Origin of the sequence: Burkholderia anthina, from assembly GCF_902498995.1 — a bacterium.
GTDB classification, from domain to species: Bacteria; Pseudomonadota; Gammaproteobacteria; order Burkholderiales; family Burkholderiaceae; genus Burkholderia; species Burkholderia anthina.
In genome coordinates, this window is the sequence record NZ_CABVLY010000030.1 from 1 (window position 1) to 16828 (window position 16828).

14 protein-coding genes are annotated in these 16828 nt (G+C 66.5%); 3 read left to right on the plus strand and 11 right to left on the minus strand.

Features of this window, described 5'->3' with window-relative positions; all coding sequences use genetic code 11:
- A partial coding sequence (locus BME24068_RS29370; protein ID WP_217462577.1) for a hypothetical protein occupies positions 1–198 on the plus strand: 198 nt, incomplete at its 5' end.
- Here BME24068_RS29370 and phaC read toward each other — a convergent pair.
- From phaC to BME24068_RS29390, 4 genes are all read right to left on the minus strand, one after another.
- Positions 177–2051: a class I poly(R)-hydroxyalkanoic acid synthase gene (gene phaC / locus BME24068_RS29375; protein ID WP_096508774.1), complete on the minus strand. Its 1875-nt coding sequence runs from the start codon at positions 2049–2051 to the stop codon at positions 177–179. The two genes, BME24068_RS29370 and phaC, sit on opposite strands and share 22 nt — an antisense overlap.
- Before the next feature lie 132 nt (positions 2052–2183).
- Positions 2184–2399 carry a hypothetical protein gene (locus BME24068_RS29380; protein WP_143331746.1) on the minus strand — a complete coding sequence of 72 codons (216 nt, stop codon included), beginning with the start codon at positions 2397–2399 and terminating at the stop codon, positions 2184–2186.
- An 8-nt stretch (positions 2400–2407) separates the two neighbouring features.
- Positions 2408–3247, minus strand: coding sequence for a peptidoglycan editing factor PgeF (gene pgeF, locus BME24068_RS29385; RefSeq protein ID WP_096508773.1), 840 nt, complete (start codon positions 3245–3247; stop codon positions 2408–2410).
- A gap of 6 nt (positions 3248–3253) precedes the next feature.
- On the minus strand, positions 3254–4468 hold the full coding sequence (locus BME24068_RS29390; RefSeq protein ID WP_096508772.1) for an RluA family pseudouridine synthase: 1215 nt from the start codon (positions 4466–4468) through the stop codon (positions 3254–3256).
- Between the two features lie 41 nt (positions 4469–4509).
- Here BME24068_RS29390 and BME24068_RS29395 point away from each other — a divergent pair, with 41 nt between their 5' ends.
- Positions 4510–5334 carry an outer membrane protein assembly factor BamD gene (locus BME24068_RS29395; protein WP_096508771.1) on the plus strand — a complete coding sequence of 275 codons (825 nt, stop codon included), beginning with the start codon at positions 4510–4512 and terminating at the stop codon, positions 5332–5334.
- Positions 5335–5422: 88 nt separating this feature from the next.
- Here BME24068_RS29395 and yoaA read toward each other — a convergent pair whose 3' ends face one another.
- The 3 genes from yoaA to BME24068_RS29410 form a co-directional block, all read right to left on the minus strand.
- Complete coding sequence (yoaA, locus tag BME24068_RS29400) at positions 5423–7672, minus strand: DNA repair helicase YoaA (protein ID WP_174928161.1); 2250 nt, start codon at positions 7670–7672, stop codon at positions 5423–5425.
- A 55-nt stretch (positions 7673–7727) separates the two neighbouring features.
- The gene (locus tag BME24068_RS29405; RefSeq protein WP_096508769.1) at positions 7728–7943 is read right to left on the minus strand and encodes a YdcH family protein; all 216 of its coding nucleotides are present in this window, start codon (positions 7941–7943) and stop codon (positions 7728–7730) included.
- A 77-nt stretch (positions 7944–8020) separates the two neighbouring features.
- Entirely contained in the window at positions 8021–8773 is a 753-nt protein-coding gene (locus BME24068_RS29410) for a hypothetical protein (RefSeq protein WP_174928162.1), read from the minus strand.
- 158 nt (positions 8774–8931) lie between these two features.
- On the opposite strand from BME24068_RS29410, the gene BME24068_RS29415 reads away from it, so the two are divergent.
- The gene (locus BME24068_RS29415; RefSeq protein WP_096508776.1) at positions 8932–11256 is read left to right on the plus strand and encodes a Tex family protein; all 2325 of its coding nucleotides are present in this window, start codon (positions 8932–8934) and stop codon (positions 11254–11256) included.
- A 120-nt stretch (positions 11257–11376) separates the two neighbouring features.
- Here the strand turns inward: BME24068_RS29415 and BME24068_RS29420 are convergent, their stop codons facing one another.
- The 4 genes from BME24068_RS29420 to BME24068_RS29435 all read right to left on the minus strand — a co-directional run bounded on the left by BME24068_RS29420 (position 11377) and on the right by BME24068_RS29435 (position 16778).
- Positions 11377–13290 carry a potassium transporter Kup gene (locus BME24068_RS29420; protein WP_096508767.1) on the minus strand — a complete coding sequence of 638 codons (1914 nt, stop codon included), beginning with the start codon at positions 13288–13290 and terminating at the stop codon, positions 11377–11379.
- A 274-nt stretch (positions 13291–13564) separates the two neighbouring features.
- Positions 13565–14161: a phosphoribosyltransferase gene (locus tag BME24068_RS29425; protein ID WP_021163124.1), complete on the minus strand. Its 597-nt coding sequence runs from the start codon at positions 14159–14161 to the stop codon at positions 13565–13567.
- Between the two features lie 8 nt (positions 14162–14169).
- Positions 14170–15516: an adenylosuccinate synthase gene (locus BME24068_RS29430; protein WP_096508766.1), complete on the minus strand. Its 1347-nt coding sequence runs from the start codon at positions 15514–15516 to the stop codon at positions 14170–14172.
- A gap of 113 nt (positions 15517–15629) precedes the next feature.
- A complete protein-coding gene (locus tag BME24068_RS29435) occupies positions 15630–16778 on the minus strand; it encodes an ATP phosphoribosyltransferase regulatory subunit (protein ID WP_096508765.1) in 1149 nt (382 codons plus the stop codon).
- Positions 16779–16828: the final 50 nt, after the last annotated feature.

Genomic DNA, 16828 nt, shown 5'->3' on the forward strand with positions numbered 1-16828 from the left:
GCTGCAACCTTCGCCAGCGAGCCGCCGAATTTGCCGACCGCGGTCCGCGCGGCCGATACGATCACTACGTCCGTCATTTCCCTTTCCTCCAGGCCCGCACGACACGGCGCATCGTTACCGGCCCTGTTAAAAAAACTGCGGTGCATCGGACAGCGTGCGCCGCTGTCCGGTTTTCGTCAATCGCGCTGCAACACGTAACGGCCCGGCGCCGGCTCGATCACCGGGAACTGCGCGGAACCGGGCTTCGCGGGCGGCGCCACCTTGCGGCCGCCGTACTGCTCGAGCCATTCGGCCCAGGTCGTCCACCAGCTGCCCGGCTGCTCGGTCGCGCCGGCAAACCAGTCGTCCGCGGATTCGGGCAGTTCGCCGTCGTTGATCCAGTAGCTGCGCTTTTTCTTCGCCGGCGGATTGATCACGCCTGCAATGTGACCCGATGCGCCGAGCACGAACTTCAGCGGGCCCGTCAGGATCGACGTCGATTCATAGGCGGTCTGCCACGGCACGATGTGATCCTCGCGCGACCCGTAGATGAAGGTCGGCACGTCGATGCGCGACAGGTCGACGGATTCGCCACACACCGTCAGCGCGCCAGGCACGCGCAGCTTGTTTTCGAGATACGTATTGCGCAGGTACCACGCGTACATCGGGCCGGGCAGGCTCGTCGAATCGCTGTTCCAGTAAAGCAGGTCGAACGGCGCGGGCGTGCGGCCCTTCAGGTAGTTGTCGACCACGTAGTTCCACACGAGGTCGTTCGGTCGCAGGAACGAGAACGTATTCGCGAATTCGACGCCGCGCATCAGCCCCGGCGGCGTGCCGTTCTTGCCGCCGATGGTCTGCTCGCGCATCTGCACGTGCGCCTCGTCGACGAACACGTCGAGGATGCCGGTATCGGTGAAGTCCAGCATCGCGGTCAGCAGCGTCATCGACGCGGCCGGATGTTCGCCGCGCGCGGCGAGCACCGACAGCGCCGTCGCGAGCATCGTGCCGCCGACGCAGAAGCCGAGCGTGTTGATCTGCTCGCGGCCGCTGACCTGCTGCACGGCATCGATCGCCGCGAGCAGCCCTTCGTTCATGTAGTCGTCCCACGTCTTGTGCGCGACCGACGCGTCGGCATTGCGCCACGACACGAGGAACACCTGATGGCCGCTCGACAGCGCGTGCGCGACGAGCGAATTCTCGGGCTGCAGGTCGAGGATGTAGAACTTGTTGATGCACGGCGGCACGATCAGCAGCGGCCGCTCGAACACCTTGTCCGTCTTCGGCGTGTACTGGATCAGCTGGATCAGGTCGTTCTCGTAGACGACCGCGCCTTCGGTACACCCGAGGTTCTTGCCGACCACGAATTGCGATTCGTCGGTCTGCGAAATCTTGCCGCGCTGCATGTCGCCGAGCAGGTTCATCATCCCCTGCCGCAGGCTTTCGCCCTGCGTCTCGAGAATCGATTTCTGCGCATCGGGATTGAGCGCGAGGAAATTGCTCGGCGCGGCGGCAGCCGTCCATTGCTGGACCGAGAAACGGATGCGCTCGCGCGTCTTCGGATCGGTCTCGAGCGCGTCGGCCAGTTCCTGCAGATAACGCGCGTTGAGCAGATACCACGCCGCGGCGAACGCATGCGCGGGCGAAGCCTTCCATGCGTCCGCGCTGAAGCGGCGGTCCTTCAGCTCAGGCGATTCGAGCTTCGCGGCGACGCTCTGCTGCATCAGCGTCATGCAGTCGCGCGCATAGTCGGCCTGCAGTTTCCGGAGCCGTTCGGGCGGAATCGCTGCGACCGGCAGCTTCAGCCCGGCGAACGGCGACGCCATGCCGCCGAGGCTGCCCAGGTCGGGCATCGACGGCATCTGGAACGGAAGCGATGTCGGGAACTGGAATGCGGCGAACGGGTTCGCCGTGCTCGCCGCCGTGGCGGCACGCGCCGGATCGGCGAAACCGCGCCATGCGTTCAGCCATGCCTCGAACATCTGCTGCATCGGCTGGGTGGCCTGGTCGAATCCGGTGCTGCTCGCGGAAGTGCCCGCCTGAGCGGACGTCGACGAATTTTTCGATGCTGTCATTACCTGCCTTACCGGTGATTCGTGAGCGTCAATCGTGAAATCCTGCTCGCGCGCGGCGTGCCGGCTGCGAGCCGGGCCGTCATGCTCTGGAGAGGCGTCTCCAGATTCTGCCGCAGTGCGGTATTTTTATCATTATCGTTTTCCCCATGTGAAGCACGGCGTCAAACCACTGAACATTTCCGCACGGAGATAATCGGTGCGCAACAAGCGGGACAAGGCTTCCGGCAAAACATAAAACATATTGACCGACTTGACTTCGCGATTATTCATTCGATTGCCCATACCACGCCGCATTGCCGCGCCAATATCGAGATAAAGCGATTGCGCGGCGCAATAAAGCGCGCGCAATCAGTCGATCAGTCGGCCAGCCAGATCGCCGCGGCCATGCGGCCGGTCACACGGTCGCGCCGGTACGAATAGAAACGCGCGTGTTCGGCGACCGTGCAGGCGGCCCCGCCGCTCATGTGCGCGACGCCCGCGCGAACGAGGCGCAGGCGTGCAAGCGCATAGAGATCGGCGAGAAACTTGCCGGGTGCGCCGTCGATCGCGGCGAACGCTTGCCGTGTGTCATCATGCTCCGACAGCGGAGCCGTGTCGAGAAACGCATCGCGTACGTCCGCGCCGACTTCGAACGCCTGCGGGCCGATCGCCGGCCCGAGGTATGCATGGAGTTCATTCGTCGCGCCGCCGGCGAGCGCCGCGACGCGTGCCGCGGTCTGCTCGACGATACCGGCCGCGAGCCCGCGCCAGCCCGCATGCGCGGCGCCGACCGCGCGCCCCTGCGCATCGCACAGCAGCACCGGCAGGCAATCCGCGACCATCACGACGCACACGGCATTCGCACGCGCCGTGACGCTCGCGTCGGCCTGCATGGGCGCAGCAGCACCGGGCGCGGCATCGATCACCTCGTCCGCGCGCACGATCTGCGCGCCATGAACCTGCTCGAGCCATGCCGCGCTCGACTGCCCTGCCAGCGCAAGCAGGCGTGCGCGGTTCGCGGCGACATGCGCCGGATCGTCACCGGTATGCAGGCCGAGATTCATGCCGCCCGGCCGTTCGGCGCCGTCCTGCCAGCGGCCGTACGGGCCTTCGCTGACCCCGCCGTCGCGCGTCGTGATCAGCGCGCGCACGCGCGGCGACACCTGCCAGTCGGGCCGTACGCAGTCCTGCCATGTCAACGGCGCAAGGTTCGTCATCGGCACTCACTCCTCATCATCGTCATCCGGATACGACGCGTCGTCGTGGTCCTCGTAGTCGCCGCCGAAATCGCCATCGTCGTAGGCGCCTTCATCGTCGAAATCCTCGTCGCCCTGTCCGAATCCGAGCGCGGCGACGAGCGCGTTCATGTCGTCCGGCAACGGGCAGCGCCACTGCATCGTCCTGCCCGTGACCGGATGCACGAGGCCGAGCCGCCATGCATGCAGCGCCTGCCGCGCGAATCCGTCCGGCAGCGGCGCGACCGAGCGCTTGCCGCGCGCGCGTCCGTACACCGGATCGCCGAGCAGCGGGTGCCCGACGTGCGAGCAGTGCACACGGATCTGATGCGTGCGGCCGGTTTCGAGATCGCACTGGATCGCGGACACCGGCTGACGTTGCCACATGCATGTGTCAACCGTACGGAAATGCGTGCGCGCCGGCTTGCCCGACGCGCCCGTGACGACGGCCATGCGCGTGCGCTCGCGCGGATCGCGGCCGATCGGTGCGTCGATCGTGCCGTCTTCGGGCATCGCCCCCCAGACGAGCGCGAAATAGCGGCGCTTCACCGTGCGCGCCTGCAGCTGGCGCACGAGGTCGGTCTGCGCGGCGAGCGTGCGTGCGACCACCATCAGGCCCGACGTCTCCTTGTCGAGCCGGTGGACGATCCCCGCGCGCGGCAGGCCGGCCGCGGCGTCGCCGTAGCGATGCAGCAGGCCGTTGAGGATCGTGCCGCTCCAGTTGCCGGCGGCCGGATGGACGACGAGCCCGGCCGGCTTGTTGATGACGACGAGCGCGTCGTCCTCATAGATCACGTCGAGCGGCACGGGCTCCGGCGTAAACGCCAGCTGCTCCGGCAGCAGGTCGGGCACGAGCTCGATCTTCGCGCCGAGCGGCACCGGCTGGCGGATCTTCGCGGGCGCGCCGTCGACCAGCACGCGCTGCGCCTCGATCCAGCTCTGCAGGCGGCTGCGGGAGAATTCGGGGAACAGCTGGGCGAGCGCCTTGTCGAGCCGTTCGCCCGCGAGCGACAGCGGCACTTCGACGATGCGCGGCGCCTCATCGGCCGCCGCGGAAGGCACGACAGGCGGCTGCATCGCGCCTGCAGCCAGATCGTCATCGGGGGAATCCCCCGACGCAGCGTCGGCGGGCCGATCGCTTGGGCTATAATCTTCGCGATTTGGCTTGCCCCGCGGGGCATTCTGCGAACTTGAACGGGTCATTTAGACTGGGTCACCGAGACTTGAAGCTAGGACATGCGAGCATGATGAATTCGACCAAACGTACGGCCAAGACCGTCGCCGCCCGAGCTGCGGCGGTAGCGGCCGCGGCCCTCATCGCCGGCTGCCACGGCTTGCCGCAGAAGCAGGACGAGACGGCTACCTGGTCGAACAACAAATTATACTCAGAGGCCCAGGACGCACTGTCCGGCGGCGACTGGGGCAAGTGCGCGAAATACTTCGAATCGCTGCAAGGTCGCGATCCGTTCGGCCATTTCGCGCAACAGGCGCAGATCAACGTCGCGTACTGCAACTGGAAGGACAACGAAGCGGCAGCCGCCGACCAGGCCGTCGACCGCTTCATCCAGCTCCACCCGGATCATCCGGACATCCCGTATGCGTACTACCTGAAGGGGATGATCCACTTCAACGACGATCTGGGCCTGTTCGGCCGCTTCTCCGGCCAGGACATGAGCGAGCGCGATCCGCAGGCACTGCGCGAATCGTACGATGCGTTCAAGGTCGTCGTCGACCGCTACCCGAAGAGCAAGTACGCACCCGACGCCGCGGCCCGGATGCGCTACATCGTCAACGCGCTCGCATCGCACGAAGTGCACGCGGCCGACTACTACTATCGGCGCGGCGCCTACGTGGCGGCGATCAACCGCGCGCAGCTCGCGATCAAGGACTACAAGGGCGCGCCGGCCATCGAGGACGCGCTGCACATCATGATCCTGTCGTACGGCAAGCTGAACCAGCCGCAACTCGCCGATGACACGAAGCGCGTGCTCGCCGGTACGTTCCCGGACAGCCCGTACATCACCGGCCATTCGCGCCCCGGCGCGAAGAAGTCGTGGTGGCAGTTCTGAGCCCCATCCGCGGCAGATAAAAAAACCCGGCCATCCAGCCGGGTTTTTTATTGGCGCCGCGCGCCGGACAAGCACACGCGGCATGCGCTCACGCGCGCTCTTGCGCGCGATGCTCGTCGAAGAAGTCCTGCACGACCGCGATCTCGCGAGTGCGCTTGAACGGCGGCAGGCTCTGCCAGATCCGCCTGCCGTACGGCTTGTCGACGAGCCGCGTGTCGCAGATCATCAGCACGCCACGATCTGTCTCCGCACGAATCAGGCGCCCCGCGCCCTGCTTCAGCGTGATCACGGCCTGCGGCAACTGGTGAACCGCGAACGGGCTCAGGCCCTTCTTGGTGAGCGCATCGAGCCGCGCCGCCAGCACCGGATCGTCGGGCGGCGCGAACGGCAGCTTGTCGATCACGACGAGCGACAGCGCGTCGCCGCGCACGTCGACGCCTTCCCAGAAGCTCTGGCTGCCGACGAGGATCGCATTGCCGTACGAACGGAAGCGATCGAGCAGCTCGGTACGGCTCGCATCGCCCTGCACGAGAAGCGGCGTATTCCAGCCGCGCGATTCGATCACGTCGCGCAGCTTCGACGCGATCCGGTCGACCGCGCGCAGCGTCGTGCACAGCATGAACACGCCGCCGCCCGACGCCTCGATCGCCGGCAGCGCGGCGTCGAACACCGCATCGGTAAATGCCGGCGACGACGGCTGCGGCAGGTTGCGCGGCACGTACAACAGGCCCTGCGTCTGATAGTCGAACGGGCTCGCGAGCGTCATCGAGCGCCGCGAACTGAGGCCCATCTGCGCCGCGTAGTGCGTGAAGTCACCGCGCACCGACAGCGTCGCCGACGTGAAGACCCATGCACGCGGCACGCCGGCGCGCTGCTTCGCGAAAATCGGCGCGACCGACAGCGGCGTTTCGTGCAGTTGCACGGTATGCGCGAACACTTCGACCCAGCGCACCTTCTCGTTCGGGTCGCCATCAGGGGGGGTCTTGTCGCCGGCTGCCGCAGCGTCGGCCTTCGCCGCCGCTTCCGCCGCGCCAGGCGTCACCCAGCCGGCCAGCAGATCCTGCAGCTCGCGGGCGCGCCGCAGGCACGCACCGAGCGATTCCGCCCGCTCCGCCTGGCTCGCAAGCGCCGATGCGAGCGCATCGAGCGCCGTCTCGAGCGCGTCCAGCGCGCCGAACATCGGATGATCGTCGCCGAGCTGCGCGAGCGACATGCGCACGATCTGGTCGTTCGCGAATGCGAGGCGCAGGTCGCGCGCCGCACGCTCGAGATCGCCGCCGAGCTTCACCCACTCGACCGCATCGCGCGCATGACCGAGGCCTTCGGCCACCGTGTCGCGCGCGAGTTCGAGGATCTGCGTGGTCGACAGCGTCTCGCCGAAGAACAGCGTCGCGGTCTCCGGCAACTGATGCGCTTCGTCGAAGATCACCGTGTTCGCGTTCGGCAGCAGTTCGGCCATCCCCGTGTCGCGCAGCATGATGTCCGCGAAAAACAGGTGATGGTTGACGACGACGATGTCGGCCTGCTGCGCCTCGCGTCGCGCCTGCATCACGAAGCATTCCTTGTAGTGCGGGCACTCCTGGCCGAGGCAGTTGTCGCGCGTCGACGTGACCATCGCCCACACGGGCGCCGTCTCCGGCACGCTCGCGAGTTCGGCCTTGTCGCCGCTCTTGGTGACTTTCGCGAAACGGACGATTTCCTGCAGATACGCGGTGTCCTGTCGCGACGGCAGGCGACCGTTGTCGGCCGTGCGCTGCAGGTAGTAATGGCACAGGTAGTTCGAGCGGCCCTTGAGCATCGCGACCGTCACCGGCACCGCGAGCGCGTTGCGCACCGTCGGGATGTCGCGCTGAAAGAGCTGATCCTGCAGGTGCTTCGTGCCGGTCGACACGATCACCTTGCCGCCCCACAGCATCGCGGGCACCAGATACGCGTAGGTCTTGCCCGTACCGGTGCCGGCTTCGACGATCAGCGTGTTGTCGCCGCTGTCGCTGTCGGACTCGGCCGCGACCACACCGTCCGCGGCCGCTTCGGCCGCCTTGTCGCCGTCGCCGAGCCGGCGTGCCGGCCGCTTGCGGGTCTCGAAAATCTCCGGCTCGGGCATCCGGCGCGCGGAGGCCTCCATCGCGGACGCGACGGCGCGCGCCATTTCGATCTGCGACAGGCGCGGGTGATATCCGTCGAGCGCACGCGCAAGCAACCCGCCTTCGCCGAAGATCGTGTCGAGCTCGTCGACACGCTTGCGGCTCAGCTCAAAGGTGCCTTCGGTCGCACGAACGCGCCCGGCGGACGACGCGTCACGCCGGGCATCGGGGGTGGCTTCAAGCGGTGAATTCAAGGCAAGCGTTCCTGTGTCCAGCGCCCGGGCGGCGCCGGCGCTCGCCAGGCCGCGCTCAAGCGCGCTTATCCGGTTCCAGCTGCGATTGCAGCAAAATGATTTTGTCCTTGGCAGCCAGCTTTTCCTTCTTCAGCCGGTGCAGCGTGACGTCGTCGATGTCGGAGTGCCCTTCTTTCAGCTCGATCTCCCGAGCGAGCTGCTGGTGCTGCTCCTGCAATGCAGCCAAACGGTTATGCAATTCCTGCTGCTGTTCCGTGTGACGGTTTTGCATACTTGCCTCCTCATCGAAGCAGCGCGCCGACTGGCGTGCCGACACGCTCGAGACTGATTCCGGTTCAATCCAACACGTTACTGCCCCTGCTGTTGCTGCTGCTTGGCCTTTTCGGCCGCTTCCTGCTGACGCCGTTCGATATCGGCCTTGTGCTGTGCGGCTTCCTGCTGCTTCTGCTGGTAGCGCGCGGCGTTGTCCGCCCGCTCCTGCGCCTTCTGCGCGGCCTGCTGGTGCGCCTGGTCGAGCTTGCGCTGGAAATCCGCCTGCTTCTGGTCGTATGCCTGCTTGTTCGCGGCATGCTGCGGCCCTTCCGCGCCGCGTTGCGCCTGCTTCAGTGCATTCTGCTCCTGCTTGTCGCGGAACGCAGCCGCGTTCGCCGCGTCGGTCGCCGCCCGCTGCGGCGCTTCCGCCGCATTCTGCGCCTGCTTCAGCGCCTGCTGCTGGTCACGCTGCTGCGCACGGACCGCGCGCTGCTCGTCGTCGAGCGCGAGTTGCTCCTGGCGAATGCTCGCCCGCTCCTCGCGCATCTGGTCGCGCGCATTGCCGAGACAGTGATTGACGAAGAACTTGCTGTAGCAATCGTGCTCCGCCACCGCATAACGATAATCGTTTTCCGCGGAACGTTGATTGAGCACTTTTTGACGGGAGTCAAAATCCTGCGTGGCGGAAGCCGCTACGGGCGCGGCTGTGGCGGCATCCGGCGCGACTGCGCCCGATGCCTGCGCGTACGCGGCGCAAGGCCCTGCGGACAAAGCCGCGACGAGCGCTGCGCCGAGCGCGACGAGAGAAATGCGGGAAGTTGGCAACGTCGTAGGAAAGCTGCGGGACATGTGTCAAATTCTATCACCCCCGGCTGGACGCTCCGCCATTTATGGCAAAATGCCCCGCTTCACTCACCCGCGGCATCTGGTCCGGCGGGCCCGTCACGCAGCCCGCCGTGCGGTCTGCCGGCCCGCGCCGCGATTTCAGCAGGCAGATCATCCACGACATGACGGAAACCGTAGCACTCAAGATCGTACAGCGCATCGCCACCGAACTGTCCGTCCAGCCGCGCCAGGTCGCGGCGGCCGTGCAACTCCTCGACGAAGGCTCGACCGTTCCGTTCATTGCCCGGTACCGCAAGGAAGTGACCGGCAACCTGGACGACACGCAGCTGCGCCAGCTCGAGGAACGCCTCCTGTATCTGCGCGAGCTCGAGGATCGCCGCGCGACGATCCTGTCGAGCATCGACGAGCAAGGCAAGCTGACCGACGAGCTGCGCGCCGCGATCGGCGCGGCCGACAGCAAGCAGGTGCTCGAAGACCTTTATCTGCCGTACAAGCCGAAGCGCCGCACGCGCGCGCAGATCGCCCGCGAAGCCGGCCTGGAGCCGCTCGCGCAGGCGCTGCTCGCGAACCCGCTGCTCGACCCGCAGACGGAGGCCGCCGCCTACGTCGACGCCGACAAGGGCGTCGCCGACGTGAAGGCCGCGCTCGACGGCGCGCGCGACATCCTGTCCGAGCAATTCGGCGAAACCGCCGAGCTGCTCGGCAAGCTGCGCGACTACCTGCACAGCCAGGGCGTTGTGTCGTCGGCCGTCGTCGAAGGCAAGGAAAACGAGGAAGGCGAGAAGTTCCGCGACTACTACGATTACGCGGAAACGATCCGGACCGTGCCGTCGCACCGCGCGCTCGCGCTGTTCCGCGGCCGCAACGCCGGCGTGCTGACCGTCAAGCTCGGCCTCGGCGAAGAGCTCGACGCGCAGGTGCCGCACCCCGGCGAAGCGATGATCGCGCGCCATGTCGGGATCGCGAACCAGGGCCGCCCGGCCGACAAGTGGCTGTCCGACGTGTGCCGCTGGTGCTGGCGCGTGAAGGTGCAGCCGCACATCGAGAACGAACTGCTCACGCAACTGCGTGAAACGGCCGAAGCCGAAGCGATCCGCGTGTTCGCACGCAACCTGAAGGATCTGCTGCTGGCCGCGCCGGCCGGCCCGAAGGCCGTGATCGGTCTCGACCCCGGCCTGCGCACCGGCGTGAAGGTCGCCGTCGTCGACCGCACCGGCAAAGTGCTCGCCACCGACACGATCTACCCGCACGAACCGCGCCGCGACTGGGACGGCTCGCTCGCGAAGCTCGCGCGCATCGCCGCGCAGACGCAGGCCGAGCTGATCAGCATCGGCAACGGCACCGCGTCGCGCGAAACCGACAAGCTCGCGAGCGAACTGATCGCGAAGCACCCTGAACTGCGACTGCAGAAGATTGTCGTGTCGGAAGCCGGCGCATCGGTCTACTCGGCGTCCGAACTCGCTGCGAAGGAATTCCCGGAAATGGACGTGTCGCTGCGTGGCGCCGTGTCGATTGCCCGCCGCCTGCAGGATCCGCTCGCCGAACTCGTGAAGATCGAGCCGAAAGCGATCGGCGTCGGCCAGTACCAGCACGATGTGAACCAGCGTGAACTCGCCCGCTCGCTCGACGCGGTGGTCGAGGATTGCGTGAACGCGGTCGGCGTCGACGCGAACACCGCGTCGGTCGCGCTGCTCGCCCGCGTATCGGGCCTGAACGCGACGCTCGCGCGCAACATCGTCGACTACCGCGACGCGAACGGGCCATTCCCGTCGCGCGAACACCTGCGCAAGGTGCCGCGCCTCGGCGACAAGACCTTCGAACAGGCGGCCGGCTTCCTGCGCATCAACGGCGGCGAGAACCCGCTCGATCGCTCGTCGGTGCACCCGGAAGCCTATCCGGTCGTCCAGCGGATCCTCGCGAAGATCAGCAAGCGGATCGACGACGTGCTCGGCAGCCGCGACTCGCTGTCCGGCCTGTCGCCGGCAGAATTCGTTGACGAACGTTTCGGCCTGCCGACCGTGCGCGACATTCTGTCCGAACTGGAGAAGCCGGGCCGCGACCCGCGTCCGGAATTCAAGACCGCGACGTTCCGCGACGGCGTCGAGAAGGTCTCCGACCTGATGCCCGGCATGCTGCTCGAAGGGGTCGTGACGAACGTCGCCGCATTCGGCGCGTTCGTGGACATCGGCGTGCACCAGGACGGCCTCGTCCACGTGTCCGCGATGTCGACGAAGTTCATCAAGGATCCGCACGAAGTCGTGAAGGCAGGCCAGGTCGTCAAGGTCAAGGTGATCGACGTCGACGTGAAGCGCCAGCGCATTGCGCTGACGATGCGCCTCGACGACGAAGCGGCCGCACCCGGCATGGCGCCGCGCGGCGGCCAGGATCGCGGCAACGCCGGCCGCGGCGCGGCACGCCCGCAGCGCTCGCGCGAGCCGGAACCGGCCGGCGCCATGGCCGCGGCATTCGCGAAGCTCAAGCGCTGAGCCCGCGAACGCTGTCGACCGACGACAAAAAGCCCGCCGAATGGCGGGCTTTTTCATGGTTCGAACGGTAAGCACACGACCGGATCGGCATGGGCCGCATGCGGGGCCCGCACGCGGTGTTCAGATCTCGATCTTGGTACCGAGCTCGACGACGCGGTTCGCCGGAATCGAGAAGAAGTCGGTCGGCTTCGCCGCGTTCTGGTGCATCCACGCGAACACGCGCTCGCGCCAGATCGACATGCCCGGCAGATGCGTCGGCACGACCGTCTCGCGCGCGAGGAAGAACGACGTGTCCATCAACTCGAACGTCATGTCGTGCGTGCGGCCGAACTCCTCGAGCACCGCCTTCACGTCCGGTGTCTCGTTGAAGCCGTACTGCGCCTTGACGATGTAGAGGCCGCCGCTCGCATCGCGCGAACTCAGGCGCTTGTCGTCGCGCACGTAAGGAATGTCGCGCGTGACGAACGTCAGGAAAATGGTCCGCTCGTGCAGCACCTTGTTGTGCTTCAGGTTGTGCAGCAGGCTCACGGGCACGAGCGTGTCGTTGCCGGTCAGGTAGATCGCGGTGCCCGACACGCGGTGCGGCGGATGCGCGAGCAGCCCTTGCAGGAACGGCTCGAGCGGAATACCGTCGGCCGCCGTGCGTTCCTTGACGATGTGCCGCCCCTTGTACCAGGTCATCAGCAGGAAGAACAGCAGCGCGCCGATGCCGAGCGGCAGCCAGCCGCCCTGCGCAACCTTCAGCAGGTTCGCGCCGAAGAAGCCGAGGTCGATCGCGAGAAACACCGCGATGATCGCGCCGACCAGCAGCCGGTTCCAGTTCCACACCTTCACCATCACGACGCACGCCAGCACGGTCGTGATCACCATCGTCGCGGTCACCGCGATACCGTACGCGGCCGCGAGGTTGTCGGAGCTCTTGAAGCCGACCACGATGCAGAGGATCACGAACAGCAGCAGCCAGTTCACGACCGGCACGTAGATCTGGCCGATCGCCAGTTCGGACGTGTGCAGCACCTTCATGCGCGGCACGTAGCCGAGCTGGATCGCCTGCGACGTCAGCGAATACGCGCCCGAGATCACCGCCTGCGACGCGATCACGGTCGCCACCGTCGACAGCACGACGAGCGGCAGCAGCGCCCAGTCCGGCGCGAGCAGGAAGAACGGGTTTTCGATCGCCTTCGGATTCTGGATCAGCAGCGCGCCCTGGCCGAAGTAGTTCAGCACGAGCGACGGCATCACGAGCCCGTACGCGGCCAGGCGGATCGGCTTCGCGCCGAAGTGGCCCATGTCCGCGTAGAGCGCTTCCGCACCGGTCAGCACCAGCACCACGGAGCCCAGCACGACGTACGCCTGCAGCAGGTGCTCCGACATGAACGACGCAGCGTAATACGGGTTGATTGCCGCGATGATGCCCGGCACGCGCAGGATGTGATACACGCCGAGTGCCGCGATCGCGATGAACCACAGCACCATGATCGGGCCGAACAGCTTGCCGACCATCGCGGTGCCGTGACGCTGGATCCAGAACAGCGCGATCAGGATCACGATCGTGATCGGCAGCACGAGATGGGACAGGTGCGGTGTCGCGATCTCGAGACCTTCGACCGCCGACATCACGGAGATCGCCGGCGTGATCACCGCGTCGCCGTAGAACATGCACGCGCCGAATATCCCGAGCGCCATCAGCGCGCCCGCGACGCGGGTTTTCGAATCGAGCGGCCGCAGCGACAGCGCCATCAGCGCGAGCACGCCGCCCTCGCCGTTGTTGTCGGCCCGCATCACGAACAGCAGGTACTTGACGCCGACCACGAGGATGATCGCCCAGAACAGCAGCGAGATCACGCCGAGGATCGAGCTCTCGGTGAGCGGAATGCCGTGTGCGGGGCTGAACGCCTCCTTCAGCGAATACAGCGGGCTCGTGCCGATATCGCCGAACACGACGCCGATGGCTGCTATCGCAAGCGCCCGCATCGAATGTTGGTGTGTCGAATTCGCGTGGGCCGCGTCGGTCGCCTGGATCGTGTCGTTCATATGAAGCGTAATAATCGGGTCCGATTCGGACAAAACGAGCGCTATTCTACTCGCGCCCCCGTGAAACGCCGCCCTGCGCTGTTGCCCTGAAACCACGTGACCTTACGCTGCGCATGCAATACGGCACGAGCTGTGGCAGGGCTGCCATCATAGCCGGGGCCGCGCCGTCTGCCTACCGCGCATGCCGATTGTCGCGCGGACACATCCGGTCCGCCAATGAAAAACGGCGCCGCAAGCGGCGCCGTACAAGGCTTTCCTTCGATCGGCCGGCCGCTTACGCGCCCGAACCGTCGCGCTGCGCGCGACCGCGCTTGATCCACGCCTCGAGGTTGTGCGGACGAACCGTGTCCCACTCCTCGAACGGCTGATGAATCCACGGATTCGTCGGCAGATACTGCGTGTGATAGTCGGGCTTGACCTTCGAGCAACCCTTGTACCAGAGCACGGCCGAACGCACGGCCGTGACGGACGGATAACGCTCCTTCAGGTGCTCCTGCACCCGCGCGAGCGTGACGCCCGAATCGACCAGATCGTCGACCAGCAGCACGTTGCCCGCGAGGTTGCCGCGCGTCATCGTGATGTACTGCGCGATGTCCAGCTCGCCCTGCTCGGTACCGGCCGCTTCGCGGTACGAACTCGTCGCGAGGATCGCCAGCGGAACGTCATAGATCCGCGACAGCTGGTCGCCGACGCGCAGACCGCCGCGCGCGAGGCACAGGATCTGGTCGAACTTCCAGCCCGAAGCATGCACCTGGAGCGCGAGCAGTTCGATCAGACGATGGTATTCGTCCCAGCCCACCCACAGGTTCTTGTCGTCGTTGCGCGGATCAGTCATCAAGTCTGCCGCTGTCATCGTGATTTGCTGCGTCATGCTGAAAATTAAACCTTGAACGGATGGCGAAGCAGGATCGTTTCGTCGCGGTCCGGGCCGGTCGACACCATGTCCACCGGCACGCCAGCCACTTCCTGGACACGGGCCAGGTATGCCTGCGCATTCGCCGGCAGCGCGTCCCACGTCTTGATGCCGACGGTGCTTTCCTTCCAGCCGGCGAACGTTTCGTACACCGGCTCGCAACGCGCCACGTCGGCTGCGCCGCGCGGCAGGATGTCGGCGTCCTTGCCGTCGATCTTGTAGCCGACGCACAGCTTCACTTCATCGAGACCGTCGAGCACGTCGAGCTTCGTCATGCACAGGCCCGACACGCCGTTGATCTGGATCGAGCGGCGCAGCGCGGCTGCGTCGAGCCAGCCCGTACGGCGCGGACGGCCGGTCACCGAGCCGAATTCCTTGCCGACGTTCGCCAGCGTGACACCGACCTGGTCCTGACGCTGCGGATTGTCCGCATCGTACAGTTCGCTCGGGAACGGGCCCGAGCCGACGCGCGTGCAGTACGCCTTCGTGATGCCGAGGATGTAATTCAGCTTTTGCGGACCGACGCCGGCGCCGGCCGAGGCCGCACCCGCGACGCAGTTGCTCGACGTGACGAACGGATAGGTGCCGTGATCGATGTCGAGCAGCGTGCCTTGCGCGCCTTCGAACAGCAGGTTCTGACCGGCGTTGTTCGCGTCATACAGACGGCGCGACACGTCGGCCACCATCGGCTTCAGGCGGTCGGCATAGCCGAGCATCGTGTCGAGCGTGGCCTGGAAATCGACGGCCGCGGCGCCCAGGTACTGGGTCAGCACGAAGTTGTGGAAATCGAGGTTTTCGCGCAGGCGATCGGCGAAGGTCTTCGCGTCGAACAGATCCTGCACGCGCAGCGCGCGGCGGCCGACCTTGTCTTCGTACGCGGGGCCGATGCCGCGGCCGGTCGTACCGATCTTGCCCGCGCCCTTGCGCGCTTCGCGCGCCTGGTCGATCGCGATGTGGTACGGCAGGATCAGCGTCGTTGCTTCGGAAATGAACAGGCGGTCGCGCACGTTCACGCCGGCCTCTTCCAGCTCGCCGATTTCCTTGAACAGTGCCTCGGGGGACAGGACGACGCCGTTGCCGATGTAGCAGGCGACGCCTTCACGCATGATGCCCGACGGAATGAGGCGCAAGATGGTTTTCTTGCCACCGATGATGAGGGTGTGGCCGGCGTTGTGACCGCCCTGGAAACGCACGACGCCCTGAGCGTGGTCCGTCAGCCAGTCGACGATCTTGCCCTTGCCTTCATCACCCCATTGCGTTCCCACGACGACGACATTGCGCCCGGGAGTCACGTTCACTGCGCTGGCAGACATGTTGATTCGTTAGCTGGTTAAAAACGTATTCTACCTATGTTCGCGGGCGATTCCGAATTTTTCCGTTTCGCTTCAACGATATGCACGCCGAACGACAGCCCGCGAACGCCTGTTTAACGGGGCTCGACCACCCACGCGCCGTTGCGTTCGACGAGCGAACGGTCGCACGCGAATTCGTCGAGCACATGATCGTGCCCCGGCAATGCCTGGATCACGACCTCGCCCGCATCGCGCAGCGCCGCGACGGCCGCGCGCAGCGCGTCGTCGTGCACCCAGGGCGCGAGGATCGCGGCGCCGCGCGCCTCGACCGGCGAGATCCGCGCGAGCTCGCGCAGGTCGAGCGACAGGCCCGTCGCGGGACGGGCCCGGCCGTATGCCTGGCCGACGTTGTCGTAGCGGCCGCCACGCGCGATCGCGTTCGGCACGCCGTCGACGTAGGCCGTAAACATCGCGCCGCTGTAGTACGCGTAGCCGCGCAGGTCGGCAAGATCGATCGCCACTTCGACGCCCTTGGCCTGCGCCGCGAGCTGTGCGAGATCGTCGAGCGCGCGCGTGATTTCGGGCAGCACCGGCAGGCGCGAGCGCGCCTCGTCGAGCACGCTCGCGTCGCCGTACAGATCCGGCAGTGCGCGCAGTGCCGCGCGTGTGTCGGCGCCCAGATCGTCCGTCAATTCGTTCAGCAGCGGCACGTCCTTGCCCGACAGCGCGTCGTGCAGTTCCTCGCCGCGCGCGGCCGCCTGTGCGTCACGCGCGAGCAGTGCCGCGAGCACGCCGGCGTGGCACAGATCCAGGCGGATCCGCGACAGACCCGCGAGATGCAACGCCTCGAGCATCAGTTGCTGGATCTCGAGATCGGCCTCCAGCCCCGCATGGCCGTAGATTTCGGCGCCGATCTGGATCTGTTCGCGCGTCGCGTGCAGGCCGCGCGGACGCGTATGCATCACGTGGCCCGCATAGCAGAGGCGCGTCACGCCCTGGCGATTCAGCAGGTGCGCGTCGATGCGCGCGACCTGCGGCGTGATGTCCGCGCGCAGGCCGAGCGTGCGGCCCGACAGCTGGTCGACCAGCTTGAAGGTGCGCAGGCGCAGGTCGGCGCCGCCGCTCGTCAGCAGCGACTCGAGATATTCGAGCAGCGGCGGCATCACCATTTCGTAGCCGTACGAACGGAAGCGGTCGAGCAGCCTGCGACGCAGCTCCTCGATCTTGCGCGCTTCCGACGGCAGCACGTCGGCGATATTCTCGGGAAGTAACCAGGTCGACATCGGTACGGTCCTACGACGGGAAACAGGGCGCGACACGCGCGCCGCGAAAT

Bases quoted from the DNA above. Each gene is read 5' to 3' on its own strand.
- phaC (WP_096508774.1), bottom strand. From the start codon at position 2,051: ATGACAGCATCGAAAAATTCGTCGACGTCCGCTCAGGCGGGCACTTCC.
- pgeF (WP_096508773.1), bottom strand. From the start codon at position 3,247: ATGACGAACCTTGCGCCGTTGACATGGCAGGACTGCGTACGGCCCGAC.
- BME24068_RS29390 (WP_096508772.1), bottom strand. From the start codon at position 4,468: ATGACCCGTTCAAGTTCGCAGAATGCCCCGCGGGGCAAGCCAAATCGC.
- BME24068_RS29395 (WP_096508771.1), top strand. From the start codon at position 4,510: ATGATGAATTCGACCAAACGTACGGCCAAGACCGTCGCCGCCCGAGCT.
- BME24068_RS29405 (WP_096508769.1), bottom strand. From the start codon at position 7,943: ATGCAAAACCGTCACACGGAACAGCAGCAGGAATTGCATAACCGTTTG.
- BME24068_RS29410 (WP_174928162.1), bottom strand. From the start codon at position 8,773: ATGTCCCGCAGCTTTCCTACGACGTTGCCAACTTCCCGCATTTCTCTC.
- BME24068_RS29415 (WP_096508776.1), top strand. From the start codon at position 8,932: ATGACGGAAACCGTAGCACTCAAGATCGTACAGCGCATCGCCACCGAA.
- BME24068_RS29420 (WP_096508767.1), bottom strand. From the start codon at position 13,290: ATGAACGACACGATCCAGGCGACCGACGCGGCCCACGCGAATTCGACA.
- BME24068_RS29425 (WP_021163124.1), bottom strand. From the start codon at position 14,161: ATGACGCAGCAAATCACGATGACAGCGGCAGACTTGATGACTGATCCG.
- BME24068_RS29430 (WP_096508766.1), bottom strand. From the start codon at position 15,516: ATGTCTGCCAGCGCAGTGAACGTGACTCCCGGGCGCAATGTCGTCGTC.
- BME24068_RS29435 (WP_096508765.1), bottom strand. From the start codon at position 16,778: ATGTCGACCTGGTTACTTCCCGAGAATATCGCCGACGTGCTGCCGTCG.